At 66.5% G+C, this 20,228-nt stretch carries 25 protein-coding genes; 15 read left to right on the forward strand and 10 right to left on the reverse strand.

The annotated features are described in order from the left end of the window. Positions 1 to 15: 15 nt before the first annotated feature. The 3 genes from FHR97_RS10515 to FHR97_RS10525 all read right to left on the reverse strand — a co-directional run bounded on the left by FHR97_RS10515 (position 16) and on the right by FHR97_RS10525 (position 2,263). Entirely contained in the window at positions 16 to 1,545 is a 1,530-nt protein-coding gene (locus tag FHR97_RS10515) for an FAD-dependent oxidoreductase (RefSeq protein ID WP_183383761.1), read from the reverse strand. A 69-nt stretch (positions 1,546 to 1,614) separates the two neighbouring features. Next, a complete protein-coding gene (arfB, locus tag FHR97_RS10520; RefSeq protein WP_183383762.1) occupies positions 1,615 to 2,028 on the reverse strand; it encodes an alternative ribosome rescue aminoacyl-tRNA hydrolase ArfB in 414 nt (137 codons plus the stop codon). A 19-nt stretch (positions 2,029 to 2,047) separates the two neighbouring features. Further along, the gene (locus FHR97_RS10525) at positions 2,048 to 2,263 is read right to left on the reverse strand and encodes a putative quorum-sensing-regulated virulence factor (RefSeq protein WP_183383763.1); all 216 of its coding nucleotides are present in this window, start codon (positions 2,261 to 2,263) and stop codon (positions 2,048 to 2,050) included. A 173-nt stretch (positions 2,264 to 2,436) separates the two neighbouring features. Between FHR97_RS10525 and FHR97_RS10530 the strand changes: the two genes are divergently transcribed. Further along, positions 2,437 to 3,069: an NAD(P)H-binding protein gene (locus FHR97_RS10530; RefSeq protein WP_183383764.1), complete on the forward strand. Its 633-nt coding sequence runs from the start codon at positions 2,437 to 2,439 to the stop codon at positions 3,067 to 3,069. Between the two features lie 38 nt (positions 3,070 to 3,107). After that, positions 3,108 to 3,461, forward strand: a complete 354-nt coding sequence (locus FHR97_RS10535) for a hypothetical protein (protein WP_183383765.1) — start codon at positions 3,108 to 3,110, stop codon at positions 3,459 to 3,461. On the opposite strand, the gene FHR97_RS10540 is transcribed toward FHR97_RS10535, so the two are convergent. Then, positions 3,458 to 4,336 carry a LysR family transcriptional regulator gene (locus tag FHR97_RS10540; RefSeq protein WP_183383766.1) on the reverse strand — a complete coding sequence of 293 codons (879 nt, stop codon included), beginning with the start codon at positions 4,334 to 4,336 and terminating at the stop codon, positions 3,458 to 3,460. The genes FHR97_RS10535 and FHR97_RS10540 overlap by 4 nt on opposite strands. A 185-nt stretch (positions 4,337 to 4,521) precedes the next feature. Here FHR97_RS10540 and blaOXA point away from each other — a divergent pair, with 185 nt between their 5' ends. Continuing rightward, the gene (gene blaOXA, locus FHR97_RS10545) at positions 4,522 to 5,277 is read left to right on the forward strand and encodes a class D beta-lactamase (RefSeq protein WP_246403934.1); all 756 of its coding nucleotides are present in this window, start codon (positions 4,522 to 4,524) and stop codon (positions 5,275 to 5,277) included. A gap of 42 nt (positions 5,278 to 5,319) precedes the next feature. On the opposite strand, the gene bfr is transcribed toward blaOXA, so the two are convergent. From bfr to FHR97_RS10560, 3 genes are all read right to left on the reverse strand, one after another. Further along, positions 5,320 to 5,787 carry a bacterioferritin gene (gene bfr, locus FHR97_RS10550; RefSeq protein WP_183383768.1) on the reverse strand — a complete coding sequence of 156 codons (468 nt, stop codon included), beginning with the start codon at positions 5,785 to 5,787 and terminating at the stop codon, positions 5,320 to 5,322. Positions 5,788 to 5,909: 122 nt separating this feature from the next. Then, a complete protein-coding gene (locus tag FHR97_RS10555) occupies positions 5,910 to 6,692 on the reverse strand; it encodes a DUF1499 domain-containing protein (RefSeq protein ID WP_183383769.1) in 783 nt (260 codons plus the stop codon). Positions 6,693 to 6,912: 220 nt separating this feature from the next. Continuing rightward, complete coding sequence (locus FHR97_RS10560) at positions 6,913 to 7,860, reverse strand: TerC family protein (protein WP_246403935.1); 948 nt, start codon at positions 7,858 to 7,860, stop codon at positions 6,913 to 6,915. A 114-nt stretch (positions 7,861 to 7,974) separates the two neighbouring features. Between FHR97_RS10560 and FHR97_RS10565 the strand changes: the two genes are divergently transcribed. From FHR97_RS10565 to FHR97_RS10575, 3 genes are all read left to right on the forward strand, one after another. After that, complete coding sequence (locus FHR97_RS10565) at positions 7,975 to 8,562, forward strand: YqaA family protein (RefSeq protein WP_183383771.1); 588 nt, start codon at positions 7,975 to 7,977, stop codon at positions 8,560 to 8,562. 110 nt (positions 8,563 to 8,672) lie between these two features. Next, positions 8,673 to 9,134, forward strand: a complete 462-nt coding sequence (locus FHR97_RS10570) for a COG4315 family predicted lipoprotein (protein WP_183383772.1) — start codon at positions 8,673 to 8,675, stop codon at positions 9,132 to 9,134. A 52-nt stretch (positions 9,135 to 9,186) separates the two neighbouring features. Further along, positions 9,187 to 9,882, forward strand: coding sequence for an aspartate/glutamate racemase family protein (locus tag FHR97_RS10575; RefSeq protein ID WP_183383773.1), 696 nt, complete (start codon positions 9,187 to 9,189; stop codon positions 9,880 to 9,882). 57 nt (positions 9,883 to 9,939) lie between these two features. Here the strand turns inward: FHR97_RS10575 and FHR97_RS10580 are convergent, their stop codons facing one another. Together FHR97_RS10580 and FHR97_RS10585 are read right to left on the reverse strand one after the other, a co-directional pair. Beyond that, positions 9,940 to 10,227, reverse strand: coding sequence for a sll1863 family stress response protein (locus FHR97_RS10580; RefSeq protein ID WP_183383774.1), 288 nt, complete (start codon positions 10,225 to 10,227; stop codon positions 9,940 to 9,942). A 148-nt stretch (positions 10,228 to 10,375) separates the two neighbouring features. After that, positions 10,376 to 11,293, reverse strand: a complete 918-nt coding sequence (locus FHR97_RS10585; protein WP_183383775.1) for a LysR substrate-binding domain-containing protein — start codon at positions 11,291 to 11,293, stop codon at positions 10,376 to 10,378. Between the two features lie 121 nt (positions 11,294 to 11,414). Here FHR97_RS10585 and FHR97_RS10590 point away from each other — a divergent pair, with 121 nt between their 5' ends. The 9 genes from FHR97_RS10590 to FHR97_RS10625 all read left to right on the forward strand — a co-directional run bounded on the left by FHR97_RS10590 (position 11,415) and on the right by FHR97_RS10625 (position 18,763). Further along, on the forward strand, positions 11,415 to 12,119 hold the full coding sequence (locus FHR97_RS10590; RefSeq protein ID WP_183383776.1) for an FMN-dependent NADH-azoreductase: 705 nt from the start codon (positions 11,415 to 11,417) through the stop codon (positions 12,117 to 12,119). Between the two features lie 335 nt (positions 12,120 to 12,454). Then, positions 12,455 to 13,033, forward strand: coding sequence for a dienelactone hydrolase family protein (locus FHR97_RS10595; protein WP_183383777.1), 579 nt, complete (start codon positions 12,455 to 12,457; stop codon positions 13,031 to 13,033). A gap of 487 nt (positions 13,034 to 13,520) precedes the next feature. Next, positions 13,521 to 14,450: an alpha/beta hydrolase gene (locus FHR97_RS10600; protein WP_183383778.1), complete on the forward strand. Its 930-nt coding sequence runs from the start codon at positions 13,521 to 13,523 to the stop codon at positions 14,448 to 14,450. Between the two features lie 125 nt (positions 14,451 to 14,575). Further along, positions 14,576 to 14,704 (forward strand): hypothetical protein, encoded by a 129-nt coding sequence (locus FHR97_RS20520; RefSeq protein ID WP_281380470.1) that lies wholly within the window; start codon positions 14,576 to 14,578, stop codon positions 14,702 to 14,704. Positions 14,705 to 14,850: 146 nt separating this feature from the next. Continuing rightward, entirely contained in the window at positions 14,851 to 15,630 is a 780-nt protein-coding gene (locus FHR97_RS10605) for an SDR family NAD(P)-dependent oxidoreductase (protein ID WP_183383779.1), read from the forward strand. A gap of 112 nt (positions 15,631 to 15,742) precedes the next feature. Next, positions 15,743 to 16,576, forward strand: coding sequence for an AraC family transcriptional regulator (locus FHR97_RS10610; RefSeq protein WP_183383780.1), 834 nt, complete (start codon positions 15,743 to 15,745; stop codon positions 16,574 to 16,576). 15 nt (positions 16,577 to 16,591) lie between these two features. Next, positions 16,592 to 17,206: a LysE family translocator gene (locus FHR97_RS10615; RefSeq protein ID WP_183383781.1), complete on the forward strand. Its 615-nt coding sequence runs from the start codon at positions 16,592 to 16,594 to the stop codon at positions 17,204 to 17,206. A gap of 223 nt (positions 17,207 to 17,429) precedes the next feature. Next, positions 17,430 to 17,780, forward strand: coding sequence for a VOC family protein (locus FHR97_RS10620; RefSeq protein WP_183383782.1), 351 nt, complete (start codon positions 17,430 to 17,432; stop codon positions 17,778 to 17,780). Positions 17,781 to 18,118: 338 nt separating this feature from the next. Next, on the forward strand, positions 18,119 to 18,763 hold the full coding sequence (locus FHR97_RS10625) for a hypothetical protein (RefSeq protein WP_183383783.1): 645 nt from the start codon (positions 18,119 to 18,121) through the stop codon (positions 18,761 to 18,763). On the opposite strand, the gene mapR is transcribed toward FHR97_RS10625, so the two are convergent. Then, a complete protein-coding gene (gene mapR, locus FHR97_RS10630) occupies positions 18,737 to 20,146 on the reverse strand; it encodes a GntR family transcriptional regulator MpaR (protein WP_183383960.1) in 1,410 nt (469 codons plus the stop codon). The genes FHR97_RS10625 and mapR overlap by 27 nt on opposite strands. Positions 20,147 to 20,228: the final 82 nt, after the last annotated feature.

The raw sequence follows: 20,228 nt of genomic DNA on the forward strand, positions 1-20,228 counted from the left end.
GAGTGTGCCCGCGGGCTACTGGCCCGCGCGCTGGCGGGCCTCCATCTCCGCCTCGGCCTCGAGGCTCTCCCGGTCGCGGAAGATCGTCGCCACCGCCAGGAGGCGATCCTCGGCGATGAAGCGCGCGGTGAAGTCGTGGGCCGCCGGGTCGCCGTCGGTCTCGATGCGCTCCCAGTGCGTGGCATGCCCCACGTAGTTGATGCCGATATCGTAATGCTGGCTCCAGAAGAAGGGCACGGCGGCCCGGGCATCGCCGGCGCCGAGGATGTTGCGGGCGGCGCGCTGCCCCTGGCGCTGGGCCACCGTCCAGTGCTCGATGCGCACGCGCTCGCCGCTGATCGGGTCCGGCCAGCGAGCGCTGTCTCCGGCGGCATAGATGCCCGGCATGCTGGTCTCCAGGGTGTCGCTGACCCATACGCCATCGTCCACCGCCAGGCCCGCCGCCTCGGCCAATGCGGTGCGCGGGCGCACGCCGATGCCCACCACCACCAGGTCGGCGTCGAGGCGCTGGCCGCCCTCGAGCTCGACCATGTCGGCGGTGATGCTCGCCACACGCTCCTCCAGGTGGAAGACCACCCCCTTCGACTCGTGAAGCTCGCGGATGAAGTCGCCCAGCGTCTCGCCGAGGACCCGTTCCAGGGGGCGCGCCTCGGGGGCGACCACCCGTACCTCGAGCCCGCGCTCGCGCAGTGACGCCGCCACCTCGAGGCCGATGAAGCTGGCGCCGACCACCACGGCGCGCCGGGCGCCGGCCTCGACGGCGGCGATCAGCGCCTCGCTGTCGGCCTGGCTGCGCAGGGTATGCACATGCGGCAGCTCGGCACCGGGCACCGGCAGGCGCACCGGCTCGGCGCCGGTGGCCAGCAGCAGCGCCCCGTAGTCGAGGGTCTCGCCGTCGGCGAGCCGCAGCCGCGAGGCCTCGGGCTCGATCGCCGCCACCTCGGTGGTGAGCCGCAGGGTGATGTCGTGCTGCGCATAGAAGTCATCGCCGCGCAGGGGAAGCCAGGCGGCCTTCGCCTTGCCGGCCAGGTAGTCCTTGGAGAGGTTGGGGCGGTCGCAGGGCGGAGCCGCATCATCGCTGACGATCGTCACCGGCCCCGTGTAGCCCTCGCGGCGCAGCATCTCCGCGGCGGCCTCGCCGGCCGCCCCGCCGCCGACGATCACCACCGAGGACGGCGAGCGGGCCGGGTGTCGCTTCGGCCCGGGCTCGGCACGCTCCCGCACGATCACCCGGTCGCCGACCACTTCCGTCTTCCAGCAGGCCAGGCCGTCCAGCGCCGGGGCGGCCAGGGCCTCGCCGCTGCGCAGGCTGAAGCAGGCGTGGTGCCAGGGGCAGCGCAGGGTATCGTCGACGATCAGGCCGTCGCCAAGCGGCGCACCATAGTGGGTGCAGCGGGCGCCGACGGCGTGGAAGTCGCCGCCGCTGCGGGCGAGCAGCACGGCCTTCTTGCCGACATGGCCGGTGATCATCTCGCCCTCGGCCAGCGCGTTCAGTTCGATGCCGGCGGCCAGGTCCGGGCCGCCCGGGGTCTTGTCGGCACTCATGGCGATCTCCTGCGAATGAAGGGACGTCAGGAGTCACTATAGGCGTCGGACCGGGCGCCCGCCGGACGGCTAGGGCTTCACCTTGCCGCGCAGCGCCTTGGTCTTGCCCTTCTTGACCTTCTTGTCGACCCGACGGCGCTGGGAACCCTTGGTGGGGCGGGTCGGCTTGCGGGCCTTCTGCTGCTTGATGGCGCGGCGGATCAGCTCGCGCAGGCGGGCGAGGGCGTCTTCCTTGTTCAGCTCCAGGGTGCGGTGGCTCTGGGCCTTGATGATCACCACCCCCTCCTTGCTGATGCGCTGGTCGGAGAGCGCCATCAGCCGCTCCTTGTAGAAGGGCGGCAGGCTGGAGGCGGGGATGTCGAAGCGCAGGTGGACGGCCGAGGCGACCTTGTTGACGTTCTGCCCACCCGCGCCCTGGGCGCGGATCTGGGTGATCTCGATCTCGTGCTCGGCCAACTCCACGGTGTTGGAGATACGCAGCATGGCAACCTCGTATGGGGGCTCAGGTGCCCCGGCGCAAGGGCTCGAGGAGCTCGCTCAGCCCATTGTGGTCGATCTCGTGCATCAACTGCAGCAACCGGCCGATCTGCCCCTCGGGAAAGCCCTCCCGGGCGAACCAGTTGAGGTAGGGGCCGGGCAGGTCGGCGATCAGCGTTCCCGCGTACTTGCCGAAGGGCATGCGCAGGGTGACCAGCCGTTCCAGGTCTTCGGGGTTCACGGGACTCGCTCCTCGTCGCGCTGGGATGCGGTAAGCATGGCGTGGCAGCTTACGGCACCGGGCCGCCGCCGGCCAGGCCAGTCCGCCTATCCTTCATGCTAGGCTTGGCGTTTGCGCGCGACGCGCCGTCCAGCGAGCGGCCCGCGACAGGCAACCGACAGGAGGGAAGCAGCATGACGACACTGGTCATCGGCGCCAACGGCCAGATCGGCCGCCAGTTCTGCGAGCTGGCCGAGGCGGCCGGGGTGCCCATCAGGGCGATGGTCCGCCGCGAGGAGCAGCATGCCTGGTTCGAGGAGCGCGGCATCGCCACGGTGGTGGCCGACCTGGAGGGCGATTTCCGCCACGCCTTCGCGGGCTGCGACCAGGTGCTCTTCACCGCCGGCTCCGGCCCGCATACCGGGCCCGACAAGACGCTGCTGATCGATCTCTACGCCGCGACCCGCGCCGTCGACCTGGCCAGCGAGCTGGGACTGGCGCGCTTCGTGATGGTCAGCGCCCTGCGCGCCGAGGATCCCCAGGCCGCGCCCGAGAAGCTGCGCCCCTACATGGCCGCCAAGTTCGCCGCCGACGCCTACCTGCGCGGTGCCGGCGTGCCGTACCTGATCCTCAAGCCCGGCCGGCTGACCGACGCGCCCGCCACATGCAGGGTCGCCACCTCGCGGGAGGAGGCCGGCGGCGAGAACACCGTGTCGCGAGCCAACGTGGCCCATGCCCTGCTGCACCTGGTGCAGGCGCGGGCGCTGGTCGACCGGGAGTTCCACCTGCTGGACGGCGAGCGCGCGATTCCCGAGGCCCTGGCCTGAGCCACCACTCTACCCAGCCCCCCAGAGGAGATACCGCCATGACAACGCCAGACCCCGTGGCGGCCCTCGCCGTCCGGGCTCGCCGGGTGCTCGAGCTGGCCCCCGAGAGCCTGCTGCCGATGACCTACCAGCAGCTCGCCGAGGCGCTGGGGCTCGCCCCGCCACGGACCATCCAGCGCGTCGCTCAGGCGCTCGAGGCATTGATGGAGGAGGACGCCCGCCGGGGGCGCCCCTTCATCGCCGCCCTGGTGGTCAGCCGGCGAGGCGAGGGCCTGCCGGCGCAGGGCTTCTTCGACCTCGCCGTGGCACTGGGCCGCTTTCCGGCCGACCCCTCGGCCCACGCCGAAGCCTGGCGGGCCGAGTTCCGGCGCGCGCTGGCGGGGCGTGGCTAGCCTGGCTCTTCCGCGGCTCCGACCAGCCAGTCCCGGAAGGCGGCCATGGCTGGGCTTGGCTTGCGTGATTTCAACCACGTCAGCCAGTAGCTGCCCAGGGAGATGCTGGTGGGGAAGGGCTGCACCACCTCGCCCATGGCGAGTGCATGGGCAAACATGCACGGTGGCAACAACGCGATTCCGGCGCCCTGCCGTGCCGCCTCCATCATCGCCAGAGAGGAATCGAAGCGCATCGTACGCATTGGCGGTGGGTGGGCCACCCGCGCCGTCGCGAACCACTGTGACCATTCCTGATCGCGGTACGAGCGAAGCAGGGTGTGGGACAGCAGGTCCGTCGGGTGTGTCAGGCTCGCTGCCAGCAGGGGCGTGCAGATCGGCGACAGAGGGGCCTCGAACAGCGGCATCGCCTCGTTGCCGTGCCAGCCCCCGTCGCCGAAACGAATGGCACAATCCAGCCCTTCGGCGGCCAGGTCGACCTTGTTGTTGTGCGTGGAGAGACGGACCTCGATCAGCGGGTGCCGGGTGTGGAAGTCATTCAGCCGCGGCAGTAGCCATCCCACCGCAAAGGTGCCGACCGCCCCGACCGTCAGGATCTCGCGGACCTCGCCATCCTGAAGGCGCTGCAGCATCTCGCCCATGCGGTCGAGGGAATCGCCGAGGACCGGCAGCAGCGCCTCCCCTTCCGGGGTGATCGCGAGGCCTCGAGGCAAGCGACGGAACAGGCTGCGGTTCAGGTGCAGTTCCAGCTGCTTGACGTGATGACTGACCGCCGCCTGGGTGACGTGCAGTTCCTCGGCGGCGCGGGTGAAGCTGGCATGCCGGGCAGCGGCCTCGAAAGCACGCAAGGCATTGAGGGGCAGGTAGGGACGTGTCATGCCAGGCCAAGCTCAGCTAATGAGTCATGCAAGATATCATGGTTTGTCCTCTCGCAAAGCGGGCGGCTACTCTTGCCTTTCCATGGCCACCAGACTGGATATGGTGGCGACACTCGGCGAGAGAGACATTGACGATGAAACGTTTACCCACTTTGCTAGGCCAGGCTTTGTTGACCCTCTTGCCGATGTCGGCTCTGGCTGGCGACTGGCAGCCACGCCCTGACTGGGCCGGGATCCTCGCCGAGCAGGGGGCCGAGAACGCGACCCTGGTGATCCTCGACCAGCGGGAGGGTCGCGAGGGGCGCTGGGTGGTGAATCCCGAGCGGGCCGCAGAGCGACTCTCGCCGGCCTCCACCTTCAAGGTGCCCCATGCGCTCTTCGCGCTGGATGCCGGCGTGGTCGAGGACGAGTTCGAGGTGATTCCCTGGGACGGTCAAGAACGTGACGTGCCGGCCTGGAACCAGGACCAGACCCTGCGCTCGGCACTTCGTTACTCCACGGTCTGGGTCTTCCAGCGCCTGGCCGAGCAGATCGGTGCGGAGCGCGAGCGGGCCTACCTGAGCGAGATCGGCTACGGCAACGCCACGCTCGGCGACGACGTCGAGAGCTTCTGGCTCGACGGCAGCCTGCGGGTCACGGCCATCGAGCAGGTCGACTTCCTCGAGCGGCTCTACGCGATGGCGCTGCCCTTCGCCGAGGCTGACCAGCGGCTGGTCAAGGACATCATGATCAATGAAGCGGGCCGTGACTGGATCCTGCGCGCCAAGAGCGGCTGGGACGGCCAAATCGGCTGGTGGGTGGGCTGGGTCGAGCGGTCCGGCGGCCCGGTGTTCTTCGCCCTGAACCTCGACACGCCCCGGCGCCTGGCCGACCTGCCCAAGCGTGAGGCCATCACCCGGGCGGTGCTGCACCGGCTGGAGGCGCTGCCGGCCCCGCAGTGACGCCGCGCCATCCGGCCCGTCTCAGCCGGCGAGCGCGTCGGGTCACATCTGCGCGGTCAGGTAGTTCTCGCGGCCCACCAGTTTGATCAGCCGGAGCTGCTGCTCCAGCCAGTAGGCGTGGTCCTGCTCGGTGTCGGTGAGCAGCGGCATCAGCACGGTGCGGGTCTGGAAGTCGCGCTCCCGCTCGCACAGGGCGATGGCGGCCTTCAGGGCGTCGCCCACCTCGTATTCCAGCTGCAGGTCGTTGGTGAGCATCTCCTCCACGTCCTGGCCGATGCGCACCGGGGTGCGGGTGTGGATATCGGGCTTGCCCTCCAGGAACAGGATCCGCTCGATCAGCTGCTTGGCATGGCCCTTCTCGTCGTCGAACTCGTGGGCGATGCGCTCGTGGAGCTTGTTGAGGCCCATGTCGGCGTACATCTCGGCATGGATGAAGTACTGGTCCATGGCGGCGAGTTCGGCGGCGAGCAGTCCGTTCAGGGCGTCGATGATCTCGGAGTTGCCTTTCATGAGGATTCTTTCCTGGCGCAGGGGAGTCAGGGCTGCATCCTAGGAAGAGTCGCGCTCGTGGTCAAATTTTCCTTTAAATTCATCCGGTTGCGATTACCTTTGCGTGCGATTCGCAATTCGGTTCACGGCGCGCTCCCGCCGTCGACTCGCCGGGCCAGCGCTTCCAGGAACGCCTGGATGCGCGCCGCGTTGGTGCCGAGGTCGCTCTTGCCGACCCGGGAGGCGGAGCGCATGTCGACCCGCACGCCGTCGTCCATCTCGGTCAGGCGGATCACCACGTCGTCCCGGAAGCCGAACCAGCGGGTGATGGCGGTGGCCTCGATCCGCCTCGGCTCGACGGCGGCGATCTCCCAGCCTCGCTCCCGGGCCGTGGCCTCGGCGGCGGCCCGGACCTCGCCGAGCGAGGCGTCCAGGGTGAGCGGCCCGAGCCGCGGGTAGCCGGCCCGCTGCTGGCGGGCGGTGGCCTCGCCGGGGTAGGCCACGGCGTTGGGCGTCGCCTCACGGGCGGCCGCCAGGGTCTCGAAGGCGGGCGGGTTCTCCAGATCCGTGGTGATGTCGTGGATCGGCGGCACGCTGCGGGCGAGCTGCATCAGCTGGGCGGGAAGCGCCACCAGGCTCGCCCCGGCGACGATCACCAGGGTCCCCACCAGCGCCACCCGCCAGCGCCGGCAGATCATGGCGACGACCAGCGCCACCAGCCCCACCGCACCGGCGCCGATCAACAGATGCGCGCCCTGGCGCAGCCACGCGAAGGAGGTGGAGAGCGACACCAGGTCGAGCCGGTAGGCCGGCCCCGCGCCGCCCATCAGCAGGGCGGCCACGATCAACAGGATCACCGCCAGCCAGGCGAGGCGGGTGGGCCACTTGCCGCCGCGCCGGCGAGGCTTGAACGTCAAGGATGACATCGCGGTTCCTTCTCCCTTTGAGCCTCACAGGCCCTCAGCATACGCGCTGGACCGCCATCCTGCCGACACCCCGGCTCTTTGCCTGACGGTGTTCCCAGCGACCGCATGCCCCCCGATCATCGAGTTGCTGAACGCTCAGTATTCTGTCCGCCAGTTAACCAAGCAGAAGGCCACGGAATGGTCCCGGGACGGAGTGGTATCCAAGCCACTGTTCGGTAGCTTATGACGAGGTGGCATGTTGGTCGGTCCAGTACCAGCTGATCGCCATGGTGGCGGCAATCACCACCGCGACCACCGCCAGTGACCAGCCGATGGGAATATGGACCCAGGGTTCGATCAGCAGCTTGATACCGATGAACGCCAGCACCAGCGCCAGTCCGTAATCGAGCAGGGAGAAGCGCTCGGCCAGGCCGGCGAACAAAAAGTACATGGCGCGTAGCCCGAGGATGGCGAAGAGGTTGGAGGTCAGCACGATGAAGGTGTCGCGGGTGATGGCGAATATCGCCGGAATGCTATCCACGGCGAAGATGATATCGGACACTTCCACCATGATCAGCACCACCAGCAGGGGGGTGGCCCAGAGTTTTCCCTGGTCGCGTATGGTGAAGCGGTTGCCATGCAACGACTCGGTGATACGCAGGTGGCCACGCAGCCAGCGCAGCAGGCGATTGTCCTCCACGTTGGACTGCTTGTTCGCGCTCCAGGCCATCTTGCCACCGGTGAACACCAGGAAGGCACCGAAGACGTAGAGGATCCATTCGAAGTTCCTGACCAGCCAGGCACCGATCAGGATGATGATCACGCGCAGCACCACGGCACCCAGAACACCATAGATCAGCACCCGACGCTGGAGCTCAGGTGGGATCCCGAAGAAGCTGAAGAGCGTCAGCCAGACGAAAACGTTATCCACCGACAGGGATTTCTCGATCAGATAACCGGTCAGAAACTCGGTAGCCTTGTTGTTGGCTACCGAGAGGTCCTGAGTCGTGTACAGGTAGGCCCAGATTCCGGCGCCGAACAGCAAGGACACCAGTACCCACAGCAGCGACCACAGGCCAGCCTCCTTCATCGACACCCTGTGGGTGTCTCCACGTACTAACAAGTCCACTGCCAGCATGGCCACCACGATGACGGCAAAGATTCCCCAGAGCCACCAGGCATCACTCATGTTCATCGCTATCCTACTCCCTGATTGCACGGGCCCATCCGGCGCCGGTGCAGTTCATTCGCGCCTTGGCCAAGATGCCGAGACAAACGCTTCCCCGACCTTGTCCTCTACGTCATGCCCTTGAAACTCACGTCTGCCGGTGCCTGGCTTGATCGCCTGGACAAGTCGCCACACGCGCTATGGCTGCTGTTCGTCGCGTCGATGATGGAAACCCTGATCGTGCCCATCCCCATCGAGGCCATCTTGATCCCCTGGATGCTGTGCCACCCCTACCGTAAGTGGACCATAGCCAGCGTGGCCCTGGCGGGCAATCTCACGGCGGCCGTCCTCGGCTACCATCTCGGTGTCCTCGCCATGGGACACTGGGGAGACGCGGTGATCGGCCTGTTCGGCGGCCAGGCGGCCTATGAGGATTTTCAGGTCCACCTGCAGCAGGATGGCTTCATGGCGCTGCTGGCGGTTGGCCTTGTGCCGATCCCCTTCCAGACCGCCATGCTGGTCGCCGGGGCGAGCGGCTATTCGTTTGTGATGTTCATGTTGGCGGCCATGCTGGCCCGGGGCGCGCGCCATTTTGGCCTGGCCATCCTGGTGGCCCTGCTGGGGGATGCCGCCTTGCACCTATGGAAGCGCTACTCCACCCCCATCGGCCTGATCGGTGTGGTGCTGTTCGGGGTGTGGATCTGGTTTCAGGGTATGCCTTGAGTGTCCTTGATACGCGACTCCGGAAGCCCCTTCTGAAGAGCCGTCGCGCCGAGAGATCTCTGCTAGCCTGACAAACGGCCAACGACGTTCCATTACCGAGGAGAACGACCATGCCAGTTTGGAAGTTAGCCCTCTTCACCGCCGTCGCCACCGCTATCTCCGCGTCCGCCTTGGCGCAGGCCGACGGTGACACGGCACTCAGCGTCGAACAGAGCGATCAGTACGGCAGCTACCTCGCCGATGGCCAGGGCCGGACCCTCTACCTGTTCACCAGGGATCAACGGGGAGAGGGCGATAACCAGGCGAAAAGCCAGTGTCACGACGAGTGTGCCGAGGCTTGGCCTCCGCATACCGTTGAGGGGGAGCCGCAAGCCGGCGAGGGGCTCGACCAGGAGCTGATGGGGCCTATCGAACGTGACGATGGCACCACCCAGCTCACCTATGGGGGCTGGCCGCTCTATCGCTTCGTCAAGGATCAGGCTGCCGGTGACGTCAATGGACAGGACGTTCACGGCTTCGATGGCGAGTGGTACCTGGTCTCGCCGGACGGCAGCAAGAACGAGGCCGAGTAGAGGGGTAATCGGGGACGTACCCCTATCGGCCGCAGGGAGTGGGGAGGGGAGTATGCAAACCATTGGGCTGATCGGCGGCATGAGCTGGGAGTCGACCCAGACCTATTACCGCCTCATCAATCAGCAGGTGAGAAATCGACTGGGCGGCCTGCACTCGGCCAGGCTGGTGCTCTACAGCGTCGACTTTGCCGAGATCGAGCCCCTGCAGCAGCGTGGCGACTGGGACGCCGCCGCCGAGATCCTCGGCTCAGCGGCCCAGGCGGTGGAAGCCGCCGGGGCAGACTTCCTCGTGCTCTGCACAAACACCATGCACAAGGTCGCCCCACAGATAGAGCGCGTGGTACAGGCTCCCCTGCTGCATATCGCGGATGCCACGGCCAGCGTACTGGCGAGCGACGGCGTGACGTGCGTGGGGCTTCTGGGAACACGGTTCACGATGGAGCAGGCGTTCTACCGCGAAAGGCTCGAGGCGCGCGGCATCGAGGTGCTGGTACCCGATGCGGCGCAGCGGGAGGTGATTCACGCCGTCATCTTTCAGGAACTCTGCCAGGGGGTGATCAAGCCTGAATCGAAAGTCGCCTACCTCGAGGTGGTGGACTCCCTGGCCCAGCGAGGCGCCCAGGGAGTGATTCTGGGCTGTACCGAGATGGGACTCTTGATTCAGGCGGGGGATACCGCGGTCACGCTCTACGACACCACGGAAATCCATGCCGGGCAGGCCGTGCGCCTGGCGCTGGGGGAAAGCTGATCCTCCGGGAGCGCCCCATCGAGGCAGGGCGGCTGCCTGAGGGGGCTCCCGGCAGGGTCACTTGAAGCGGGAGCGGGCAGACTTGATGGAGTCACTCAGGGACTCCCAGGCGCGTTCCGCGCCGGCCTTGACGTCGTCCCAGGCATCGTCGCTAGCATGGCGCAGTTCGTCGAGCTTCTGGCGCATCTCTTCACGTTTCGCCTCGAGCCGATCGACCTCCTTCTCCTGCTCGATACGCGCATCGGCCTCGGCACCCCGGGCCCGCGCCTTCAGCTTGTCCACCTCGGCCTGCAGTTCATCCAGCTTGGCGCGTAGCTTCTGTTCGTAGGCATTCCTGTCGCTCATATGGGAGTACTCCTTTCCGTCTGCCGGTATGGGGAACCTTGAAGATAGCCTGTCATGGGGCGACAAGGCGCGGACGATTCAGGGTGGCATACCGAGTCGGGGCGGTTACAAGGCCGTGGCCATCGACGCCTCCCGGGAGCCTTCATGGTCATGGTGGCGCTGTCCCGGCTCGCTGGCACAGCCCTCCCGGCATCCGCATCACCCAGTCGCGGATCGCCCGTATCGTCGGCGCATCGCGGCGGCCTTCCGGATAAACCAGGTAGAACGGCTTGCCTTCCAGCACCGGCCCGAAGGGCTGGACCAGGCGCCCCTCCGCCAGTGCCTCGGCGATCAGCGGGCGACTCATCAGCGCCACGCCCTGGCCGCCGATGGCGGCGGAGATGGCGTGGGTCTCGTCGGAAAACACCAGCCCGGCGCCGACATCCAGCCCCGGCACTTCGGCCCGCTTCTGCCAGCCGGCCCAGTCCACGGGCGTCACCGAGGCGTCCTGGGGCCGAAAGTGAATCAGCGGATGGCCGGGCAGCTCGGACGGATCGTTCAGGTTCAGCTGTGGGCTGCAGGCCGGGATGAAGGTGTTGTCGAACAGCTTCTCCGCCACTAGCCCCGGCCACTGGCCGTCGCCATAGCGAATCGCCAGATCCGCGGTCACGCCATCCAGTGCCACCGGTTCGTGGGAGGCATGGATGCGCAGGTCGATGTCCGGATGCGACTCCCTCAGCAGGCACACCCAGGGCAGCAGCCAGCGCACGGCCACCGCCGGGGTGGTGGAGAGCGTGGTCGCCTGACGGACGGGCGGCGCCTTCAGCCGCTCCAGGGTCTCCCCGATGCTGTCGAAGGCCGCTTCCAGGGTCTGGAAGAGCTCCCTTCCCGGCGGCGTGAGCAACAGCTGCCGGGGCTTGCGCACGAAGAGCTCCACCTGCAGGGCATCTTCCAGCCCGCGGATGTGATGACTGATGGCCGTGGCCGTGACGGACAGCTCATTGGCCGCCTGCTTGGCGCTCTCGTGGCGGGCGGCGGCCTCGAAGGCCCGCAGGGCCGCCAGCGAAGGGAGTCGGCGAGGGCTCATGATTGAGTTCAGCTCAGCTATATCGGCAAATATTCGTCGTTTGTGGCGTTAAAGCCTCGGGCATAGGCTCAAGTCACTCTCAACGATGAGTGAGTTCAACTCACAACACAAGGAGCCCGACATGACCCATATCCTGCAACTGGACGCCAGCGCCCGCCCCGGTCTCGCCGGTATCGACGAGCACGGTTCCCTCAGCCGTCGCCTCACCCAGCGGTTCGTCAGCGGCTGGCAAGCCCGCCAGCCAGGCGCCACCGTGACCCATCGCGATGTGGGCGGCACCCCGCCTTCCTTCATCGATCAGCGCTGGATCCAGGCCGCCTTCACGCCTCCGGAGCGCCGGGAACCCTGGATGGCGGAGGTGCTCGCCGAGAGCGATCGGCTGATCGACGAACTGACGGCCGCCGACGTCGTGGTGATCGGCGCCCCGCTGTACAACTTCGGCATGCCGGCGGCGCTGAAGGCCTGGGTGGACCTGGTGGTGCGCATGGGGCGCACGGTGGACTTTGACCCGAGCCGGCCGGACGACCCCTTCACGCCCCTGCTGGCCGATCGGCCGCGTCACGCCATCATCCTGTCGTCACGGGGCGGCGCCGGCTTCGAGCCCGGCGGCGCGCTGGCCCATATGAATCACCTGGAACCCGGCCTGGCCACGGCGCTGGAATTCATCGGCATCACCCGCATCCACCGGGTGTCGATCGAGCATCAGGAGGAGGGCGGGGAGCGGCTGGCCGCCTCCCTCGCGGCGGCAGAGCGCCGGGTGGATGGGCTGATCGCCCAGTTGTCGGAGCTGTACCAGGCCAGCCGGGAGGCGACGGTGCCGGCCTGACCGAGACCATCCTGGTGATACGCACCTCTCGGCCGGCCCGGGTGCCGGCCGAGTAGAACCTGCCTTATCAGTTGGTGGGCGAGTTCGTCCTGCTGCTTCTATCCTCAAAACTCGGCCGCCAGGCTCCAGGCACGCATGGGCTTCAGCGATATCTCGCCGCCGGATGGCCAACGACTCGACAGCTGCCGCTACCTGGTGGCGCCGGTCGATGTCGTCGCTGGCGATGACGGTGGCTCCACCCGGCGGCTCAAGCGAAACGTTATCGGATAGGCGCCAAGGAAGGGCCGACGAAGTCCGACAGGTAGTCCCGCGAGGGGGAGAGGAATCGTATCAACATGGCACAGGTATTGTTGTTCCATCACGCGCATGGAGTGACATCGGGGGTCCGGGATTTCGCTGAGATGCTGCGACGTGCGGGTCACACCGTGCACGTTCCGGACCTGTACGACGGCCAGGTGTTCGATGACCTGGAGGAGGGCGTCGGATACGCCGAGAAGATGGGGTTCGGTACGATCATCGAGCGCGGTGTTGCGGCCGCTGAAGGGTTGCCCGGCGGACTCGTCTACGCTGGGTTCTCGCTCGGCGTGTTGCCCGCGCAAAAGTTGGCACAAACCCGCGCTGGCGCGATCGGGGCTCTGCTGTTCCATGCCTGTGTCCCGTTCTCGGAGTTCGGCGCTGCTTGGCCGCGGGGCGTTCGGGTCCAGATCCACGGCATGGACCGTGACGAGTTCTTCGCGGGCGAGGGAGACCTCGATGCGGCACGCTCCCTCGTCGAGACGACCACGGAGGCTGAACTCTTCCTGTATCCGGGGGACCGGCACCTGTTCGCTGACAGCAGCCTGCCGTCGTACGACAAGGATGCCGCGGAGGTCCTGACACAGCGGGTACTCGACTTCCTCGACAATGTCGAGTAGCCCATGTCCTACGGCATCGCAGCGGATGCCAGCGAGCGGCTGATACCCCACGACTGATGCCCCGCCCCCTGCAAGGGCGAAGCGACCTATTTCGGATTCAGTGAATTCCAGGACCTGGTCCCGACCCACCGGCCTCAGGCTCCTGCGATCCTCGCCGGGCATCGCGTCGGCACTGCCTTGACCATGCGGACGCACGCTGGCTCTGTTGATGCCGTCGAGACATGGTTTTCATCTGGAGATTCAGCGTGACAGAATCGGCATAACGCGCTTCGATGGATTTCGAAGCGTTCATCGTCGGCGCCGGGCCTTCGGGCCTATCAGTCGCCTGACGCTGATCAGTTACTATCCCGACCAGGACCTGCTCCTGAAGTTGGCTCGGAAATTGGCGCCTGGATGACAGCAACGGTGCTGCCCTCGACACGGAATAAACAACGGGGATCGGGAGGAGTGCGTCCTCAGGGCCGGAAATGGATCAAGAGGTATCCCCATGCTCAGCCGAATATCGTCTTCTCTCTCTTCTGCCGCCCTGGGCTTTTCGCTTCTTGTCGCAACCTGCGGGGCATCCGCGTTCACCTTGTCGGAAGGCGAGGGACGTTTCGGGTACTCCCTCCCGGGTAGCGATCAGCAACTGGATGTCTACACCTACTTGCCCGACGACATGACCCCCAAGTCCCCCATCGTCATGGTGATGCATGGCTCCGGGCGCAATGCCCAGTACAACCGGGACGCCTGGGCAGAAAGGGCCGAAGAGTACGGGTTCGTTGTCATCGCGCCGGAATTCGACAAACAGGATTATCCAGGAAGCAGGAGTTACCACAGGGGAAACCTGGTCGACAGGGAAACCGAGCAGCCCAACCCACCGGAGGAATGGTCATACAGCGTTATCGAGCCACTCTTCGAGGACGTGGCGGAGACGCTAAACTCGACCAGAGAGGGGTACTATCTTTTCGGTCATAGTGCCGGATGCCAGGTCGCCCATCGACTGCTGACCTTCGAAGTCACCACCAAGGTAGAGGCGTTGGTATGCAGTGCGCCAGGTGTATGGACGCTTCCGGATGACAACATGCGTTGGCACTTTGGGTTAAAGGATGACCCCCTGGGTGTGGATACGGCGGATCTGGCCGACTTTTTCGCCATGCCGGCGTTGATCATGGTGGGTGAAGATGACGACAACCCCAATCATTCCAAACTTGCAAACTCCTCCAGCGCGAGGGCGCTAGGTGCGAACCGCTTGGAACGCGCCATCAATTACTTTGAAACTTCGGCAGAGCAGGCCGAGCGCCTCGAAGTACCATTCAACTGGAATTTCTACATCGTGCCCGATGCCGACCACAGCACTCGCCAGGCGGCTGAATTCGCCGCAGACCAGGTTGCTCGCTTCGAACGCGGTGAGGGTTTTGTCGACATGGAGCCCTGACGTGCTGCCGGTCATCTACGTTACGGCCGGTAGCCGGGAGGCTTGTTTCGTCTCGTGGGTCGCATCATTCTTTGGTGCCAGGCTGAATGTCAGGTAACCATCACGACTCAGCCCGTACGCAAGGGATGGCCTATGGCAACGGCTTCCATCGAGCCCCGCATCACCTGCACCCCCACGAGCGCCGGGTGGATGGGCTGATCGCCCAGCTGCCGGAGCGGCGTCAGGCCAGCCGCGAGCCGGCGGTCACGGCCTGAGGGACGACCATCGTGGCGTTATCGGGGACGGCCCCTGAGGGATCCCCATGGGCCGTCCCCCGAATTCCGTGGCGTTCCTTGTAGATTTCAGGGCTCTCCATTCGACTATCAGATACCACCACCCACGAACTGAAAGGAGAATGGAGATGCTGCTCAGCAACAAGAATGCCGTGATTTATGGGGCTGGCGGGGCTATCGGTCGTGCGGTTGCCCTCGCGTTTGCCCGGGAGGGAGCAGGCGTCTTCCTCGCCGGCCGCACGCTTTCAAGGCTCGATGCGGTCGCGAAGGAAATCTCCATGGCGGGCGGCGTCGCCGAGACGGCGGTTGTCGACGCGCTCGACGAACAGGCCATAGAAGCGCACGCCGCCGAGATCATCCGCAAGGCGGGACCCATCGATATCTCGTTCAATGCCATCGGCATGGACGACGTTCAGGGCACCCTGCTCGTCGAGATGTCGCTCGAGGATTTCGCCCGCCCGATCAACAGGGCGACGCGGTCGCAGTTCCTGACGGCCACCACCGCGGCGCGGCACATGGTCAGGCAGGGGGCGGGCGTGATTCTGATGCTCACGGCGACACCCGCGCGCCTCGCCATTCCACACTGCGGAGGTTTCGGCGTGGCGTGTGCGGCGCTGGAAGGCTTATGCCGACAACTCGCCGCGGAGGTTGGGCCCGAAGGCGTGCGGGTGGTTTGCTTGCGTTCGGCCGGCTCCCCGGAGTCGATCTCCGAAACGATGGATACTCATGCCGCCGCCGGCAAGGTGACACGGGATGACTTCATCGCCTCGCTCGAAGAGATGACCTTGCTCAAGCGTTTGCCGGCCCTGGCCGAGGTCGGCGACATGGCCGCGCTCATGGCGTCGGATCATGCCAGTTCGATGACCGGGACAGTCGCCAACATGACCTGCGGTGCGATCGTCGACTAACCATTGACCCGGCCGCTGAGTCGGCGAACCCTGGCCGATTCCGCAATAATGTCCAAGCCCGTGGCCTGGGCCAGGCCTACGCTATGCCTGAGTGGCGTTCCGGGAGGCAGGCATGGCGAAGCAATTCAGTCGGTTCGACTATTTCAAGAGCCGGCATATCCCCGAGCTTACGGTGCTGCAGGCGGCGCTGAGCGATTTCAGCTACGACCGTCATGCCCATGAGGAGTACGCCTTCGGCGTCACCCTCGCCGGGCGCCAGGATTTCTTCAGCGGCGGCCAGTTCCACCGCAGCTCGCCGGGCAACGTCATCCAGTTCAACCCCGAGCAGGTGCACGATGGGCACCCCGGGGGCGACAGCGCGCTGGGGTATGTCATGACCTATGTGCCTTCCGCCCACCTCGAGGCGCTGTTTGGCGATGCGGCGGGATGCAAGCGTGCCGGCGGGTTCCGATGCGGCGAGACCCTGATGGCGGATCCCGAGTTGCGCCGCGCCATCCTGGACCTCGCGCATCTGGTGACCCATCGGTTGGGCACGCGCATCGATCAGGAGCACGCCCTGCATCGCATGGCGACACGCCTCGTGCAGCGTGCCGGCCATTATCGGCCGGACGGCAGGCCGAGCCGGCCTGATGCGCTGCTGCTGCGGGCCAGGGACTACATCCTCGCGCACCTCGAAGACGATGTGTCGCTGGACGATATCAGCCAGGCCGCCCACCTCTCGAAGTACCACTTCCTGCGCCTGTTCCGGCAGCAGTTCGGCATCACGCCGCACCAGTATGTGCTCAACCGCCGGGTCAATGCCGCGCGCAGCCTCCTGGCGGCGGGGGCGGCACCCAATCAGGTGGCCTTCCGCTACGGCTTTACCGACCTCAGCCATTTCAATCGCCGCTTCAAGCGCATCTATGGCATGACGCCCCTCCAGTACCAGCGCAGCGTCAGCCGATAACCCGAGGCTTCCCCCATGTTGGAGATCGTCGCCTATGCCCTGGGCGTCATGTACACGCCTGGGCCCGTGAACCTGCTCGGCCTGAATGCGGGCCTCAACGGCCAGGCCAGACCCTCCATCGGCTTCTTCGTCGGGGTGGGGCTGGCCATGCTGGTACTCTTCCTGGCGTTCGGCTGGATCGGTGCGGCCTGGGTGCGCGGCGACATGCTCGCCGTGGTGGGGGCGCTGGGATGCGCCTATATCCTCTACCTCGCCTTCAAGGTCGCCCGCTCCAGCATCGATCCGGGGGCCATTCGCCGGGCGTCACGCGTGCTGAGCCTTCGCGATGGCCTGATCATGCAACTCTGCAACCCCAAGGGCATGATCGCGACCCTGCCGATCGCCACCATCCAGTTCCCCGCCGCCGGCATCCATGGCGCCAGCCTGGTGCTCTGGTCGCTGGGGCTGGCGGCGCTGGCCTTCGGCGCCCCCGGCAGCTATGCGCTGATGGGCGCCGTGGTCGGGCAGCGCATCGAGAACCCGACGATTCTCAAGGGCTTCAGCCTGGCGATGGCGGCACTGCTGGTGTGGGTCGCGTTGTCCATCAGCTACGAGCACGTGTGGCTGCCGCTGGCAGCGGGCGAGCCTTGAGGGGACCTTGCGAAGCAAGGAGCCTCGCACCGCCCGGCGGCGGCCAGACTTTCGTCGATGACACGGAGATGGTCCCTCCAGTCGTCGATGTGGTGCAGGTCCGCCTGACAGCCTCGCTCCCGCCGTCTAGGCTGGCCGGTGGGTGGGGCGCATCCGACCGGCGAATGCAGCAGGGACGGTGCGTTGCTCGACCACGCCAGGGACACAGCAGCCGAGGTGACGGATGAAGGTCAAGCGCATCATGGCCAATACGGCCACGGAAGATCTCGACAAGGCGGAGGCCTTCTACGGGGGCCTCCTGGGCCTGGAGCGACTCATGGATCACGGCTGGTTTCGCACCTACGGCTCGGACGAGCGGATGCGCGTCCAGGTGAGCTTCGGCTCGGAGGGCGGCTCGGGAACGCCAGTGCCCGACCTCTCCATCGAGGTCGACGATCTCGAGGCGGCGCTGGCGCGCTTCGAGGAGGCGGACATACCCATCGAGTACGGCCCCGTCAGCGAGCCCTGGGGCGTGCGGCGCTTCTACGTCCGCGATCCGTTCGGCAAGCTCGTCAATATCCTGCAGCACGAGTGAGCGCGCCCTGCTGGGACGCGGGCAACTGTCGGTTTATCAGCAGTGCGCTGTCGCCGCCGTCGCGCTCAACATGGCTGGCAAGAAGGGATGATCGTTGACGTGAATCAAGCAAGGAGGCCCTGAACGCCTGGCACCGAGTCCTCCTGCCAGGACTGATACGCTTTTTTTGCAGCTGTCTGACCCTGTTATGGTCTCGGCCTTTCTGTCACCTTGGCCGCAAGCAGGCATGCCCGGTTAGTCGTCTCGTGCGAGGCGATTGGCCGATGAGAGGGGCATGGCGAAGCGGGCCGCGTGGTCCGTGATGATGGGCCGAACTTTCCGGGTGGTGAGTGGTTGTCATGGTGATATACGTTGCGTTTTTCCTGATCTTCGTCGGTGTGACGCTCGCGCTCTATCAGGTGTACAGCGTGCACTACGCGATCAACTTCGAGGACGAGGAGGAACGTCCGGAGCGGGTCAACCAGGCCCTGAAGACGTTGACCGACGAGGCTCGGGGGTGTGCCGGCGGCGAGCCGTCGCCGGGCTTCGTGCAGGCGGTGCGGCGCATCTTCGGTAGCGGCGTCGATGCGCGTCTGGTGCTGGCGGCGGTCGCATCCGGCAAGCAGAAGGCTTTCGCGGAGCCGCTGCTGCGACGGAAGCGGCGGATCGAGACGAGCGGCGAGCTGAGGATCGCCCACCTGCCGTTCTGGAAGACCCGCCCGCCGGCCCGCTACCGGCGGGGGCCGGTGTTGACGATCGTCATGGCCAGCAGCCTCCTGGCGCTGTTCTGGGGCGCGGCGAGCATCTTCACGGCGGCCTATCCGGTGGCGGCTCCCTCGCTGGCCTGGGCCAACAACGTGTTCGTGCTGACGGCACTGGTCTATGCGTCGGCGCTGCTGGCCCATGGGGCCTCGAAGCTGGACCTCTACCTGCACGATATCCAGCAGATCGGCCGGCTGAACCGGCGCGTGAACGGCTCAGAAGGCGTCGAGCAACTCGCCTAGTCGCTCCATGGCCGCTTCGCTGCGCGGCGTCCAGGGGTGGCCGTAGCTCAAGCGCAGGCAGTGGCGAAAGCCCTGGGTCGCGGAGAAGATGGGGCCCGGCGCTACGCTGATGCCCTGTTCCAGCGCCATGCGGAACAAGCGTAGCGAATCCACCCGCTCGGGGAACTCGAACCACAGGACGTAGCCGCCGGCCGGGCGCGTGGCGCGGGTCTCGGCGGGGAAGAAGCGTGAGGCCGCCGCCAGCATCTGCCCCTGCTGGGTCTCCAGGGCATGGCGCAGCCTGCGAAGGTGGCGGTCGTAGCCGCCGTGCTGGAGGTAGTCGGCGATGGCGGCCTGGGCCGGCACCGAGGGCGAGATGGTCGTCATCAGCTTGAGCCGCGAGAGGCGTTCCGCGTAGCGGCCGCCCGCCAACCAGCCGACCCGATAACCCGGCGCCAGGCACTTCGAGAAGGAGCCGCAGTGAATGACCAGGCCGTCGTCGTCGAACTGCTTGACCGGCCTGGGCGGCGTGGTGCCGAAATGCAGCTCCGCATAGGCGTCGTCCTCGATCAGCGGCACTTGGTATCGCTTGATCAGCGCATAGAGCGCGCGCTTCTTCTCCTGGTCGAGACTGGCACCCAGCGGGTTTTGCAGGTGGCTCATGAACCAGCAGGCCTTGATGGGCAGCCTGGCCAGACTGTCCGCCAGCACCGCAAGGTCGATGCCCTCGCGGGGATGCACGGGAATCTCCACGGCCTTGAGCTTCAGGCGCTCCAGCACCTGCAGGCTGGCATAGAAGGCGGGGGATTCGATGGCGACGAGATCGCCGGGCGAGGTGGCGCATTGCAGCCCGAGGTTCAGCGCCTCCATGGCGCCGTTGGTGATGACCAGCTCCTTGGGCGGCAGCGGCATGCCCTTCAGCGTGTAGCGCAGCACGATCTGGCGGCGCAGGTCGGCGTCGCCCGCCGTCATGTCCTTGAGCACATCACTGCCGGACATCCCGCGCAGCGCCTTGGCCATGCTGCGGGCCAGCCGCGCGAGTGGGAAGAGGTCTGGGCTGGGGAAGGCCGAGCCGAACGGCACGGTCTCGGTGTCCTGGAGCGAGTCGAGCACCGAGAACGCCAGCTCGCTGACCGCGACGTCGGCCGCTTCCTGGCGGCGCGGCGTCATCCTCGGCTCGTGCAGCACGCGCCGGGCCTGTTCGCGCACGTAATAGCCGGAACGCGACTTCGCCAGGATCAGCCCGCGGTCCTCCAGCAGGTAATAGGCCTGGAAGACGGTGGAGGGGCTGATGCCGTACTCGCGGCTCGCCTGGCGGACCGAGGGCACTCTCTCGCCCGGTGCCAGCACGCCATCGCGGATCAGCTCGGCGATCTCGTCGGCAAAGCGTTCGTAGCGTTTCATCGGCGGCCTGGCGCTCCCGAACCTGTAATCCTGATGGAAGAAAGAAGAGGGGCATTCCATCATGGCCGGCACGGCGGCGGAA

Source organism: Halomonas stenophila (genome assembly GCF_014192275.1).
GTDB classification, from domain to species: Bacteria; Pseudomonadota; Gammaproteobacteria; order Pseudomonadales; family Halomonadaceae; genus Halomonas; species Halomonas stenophila.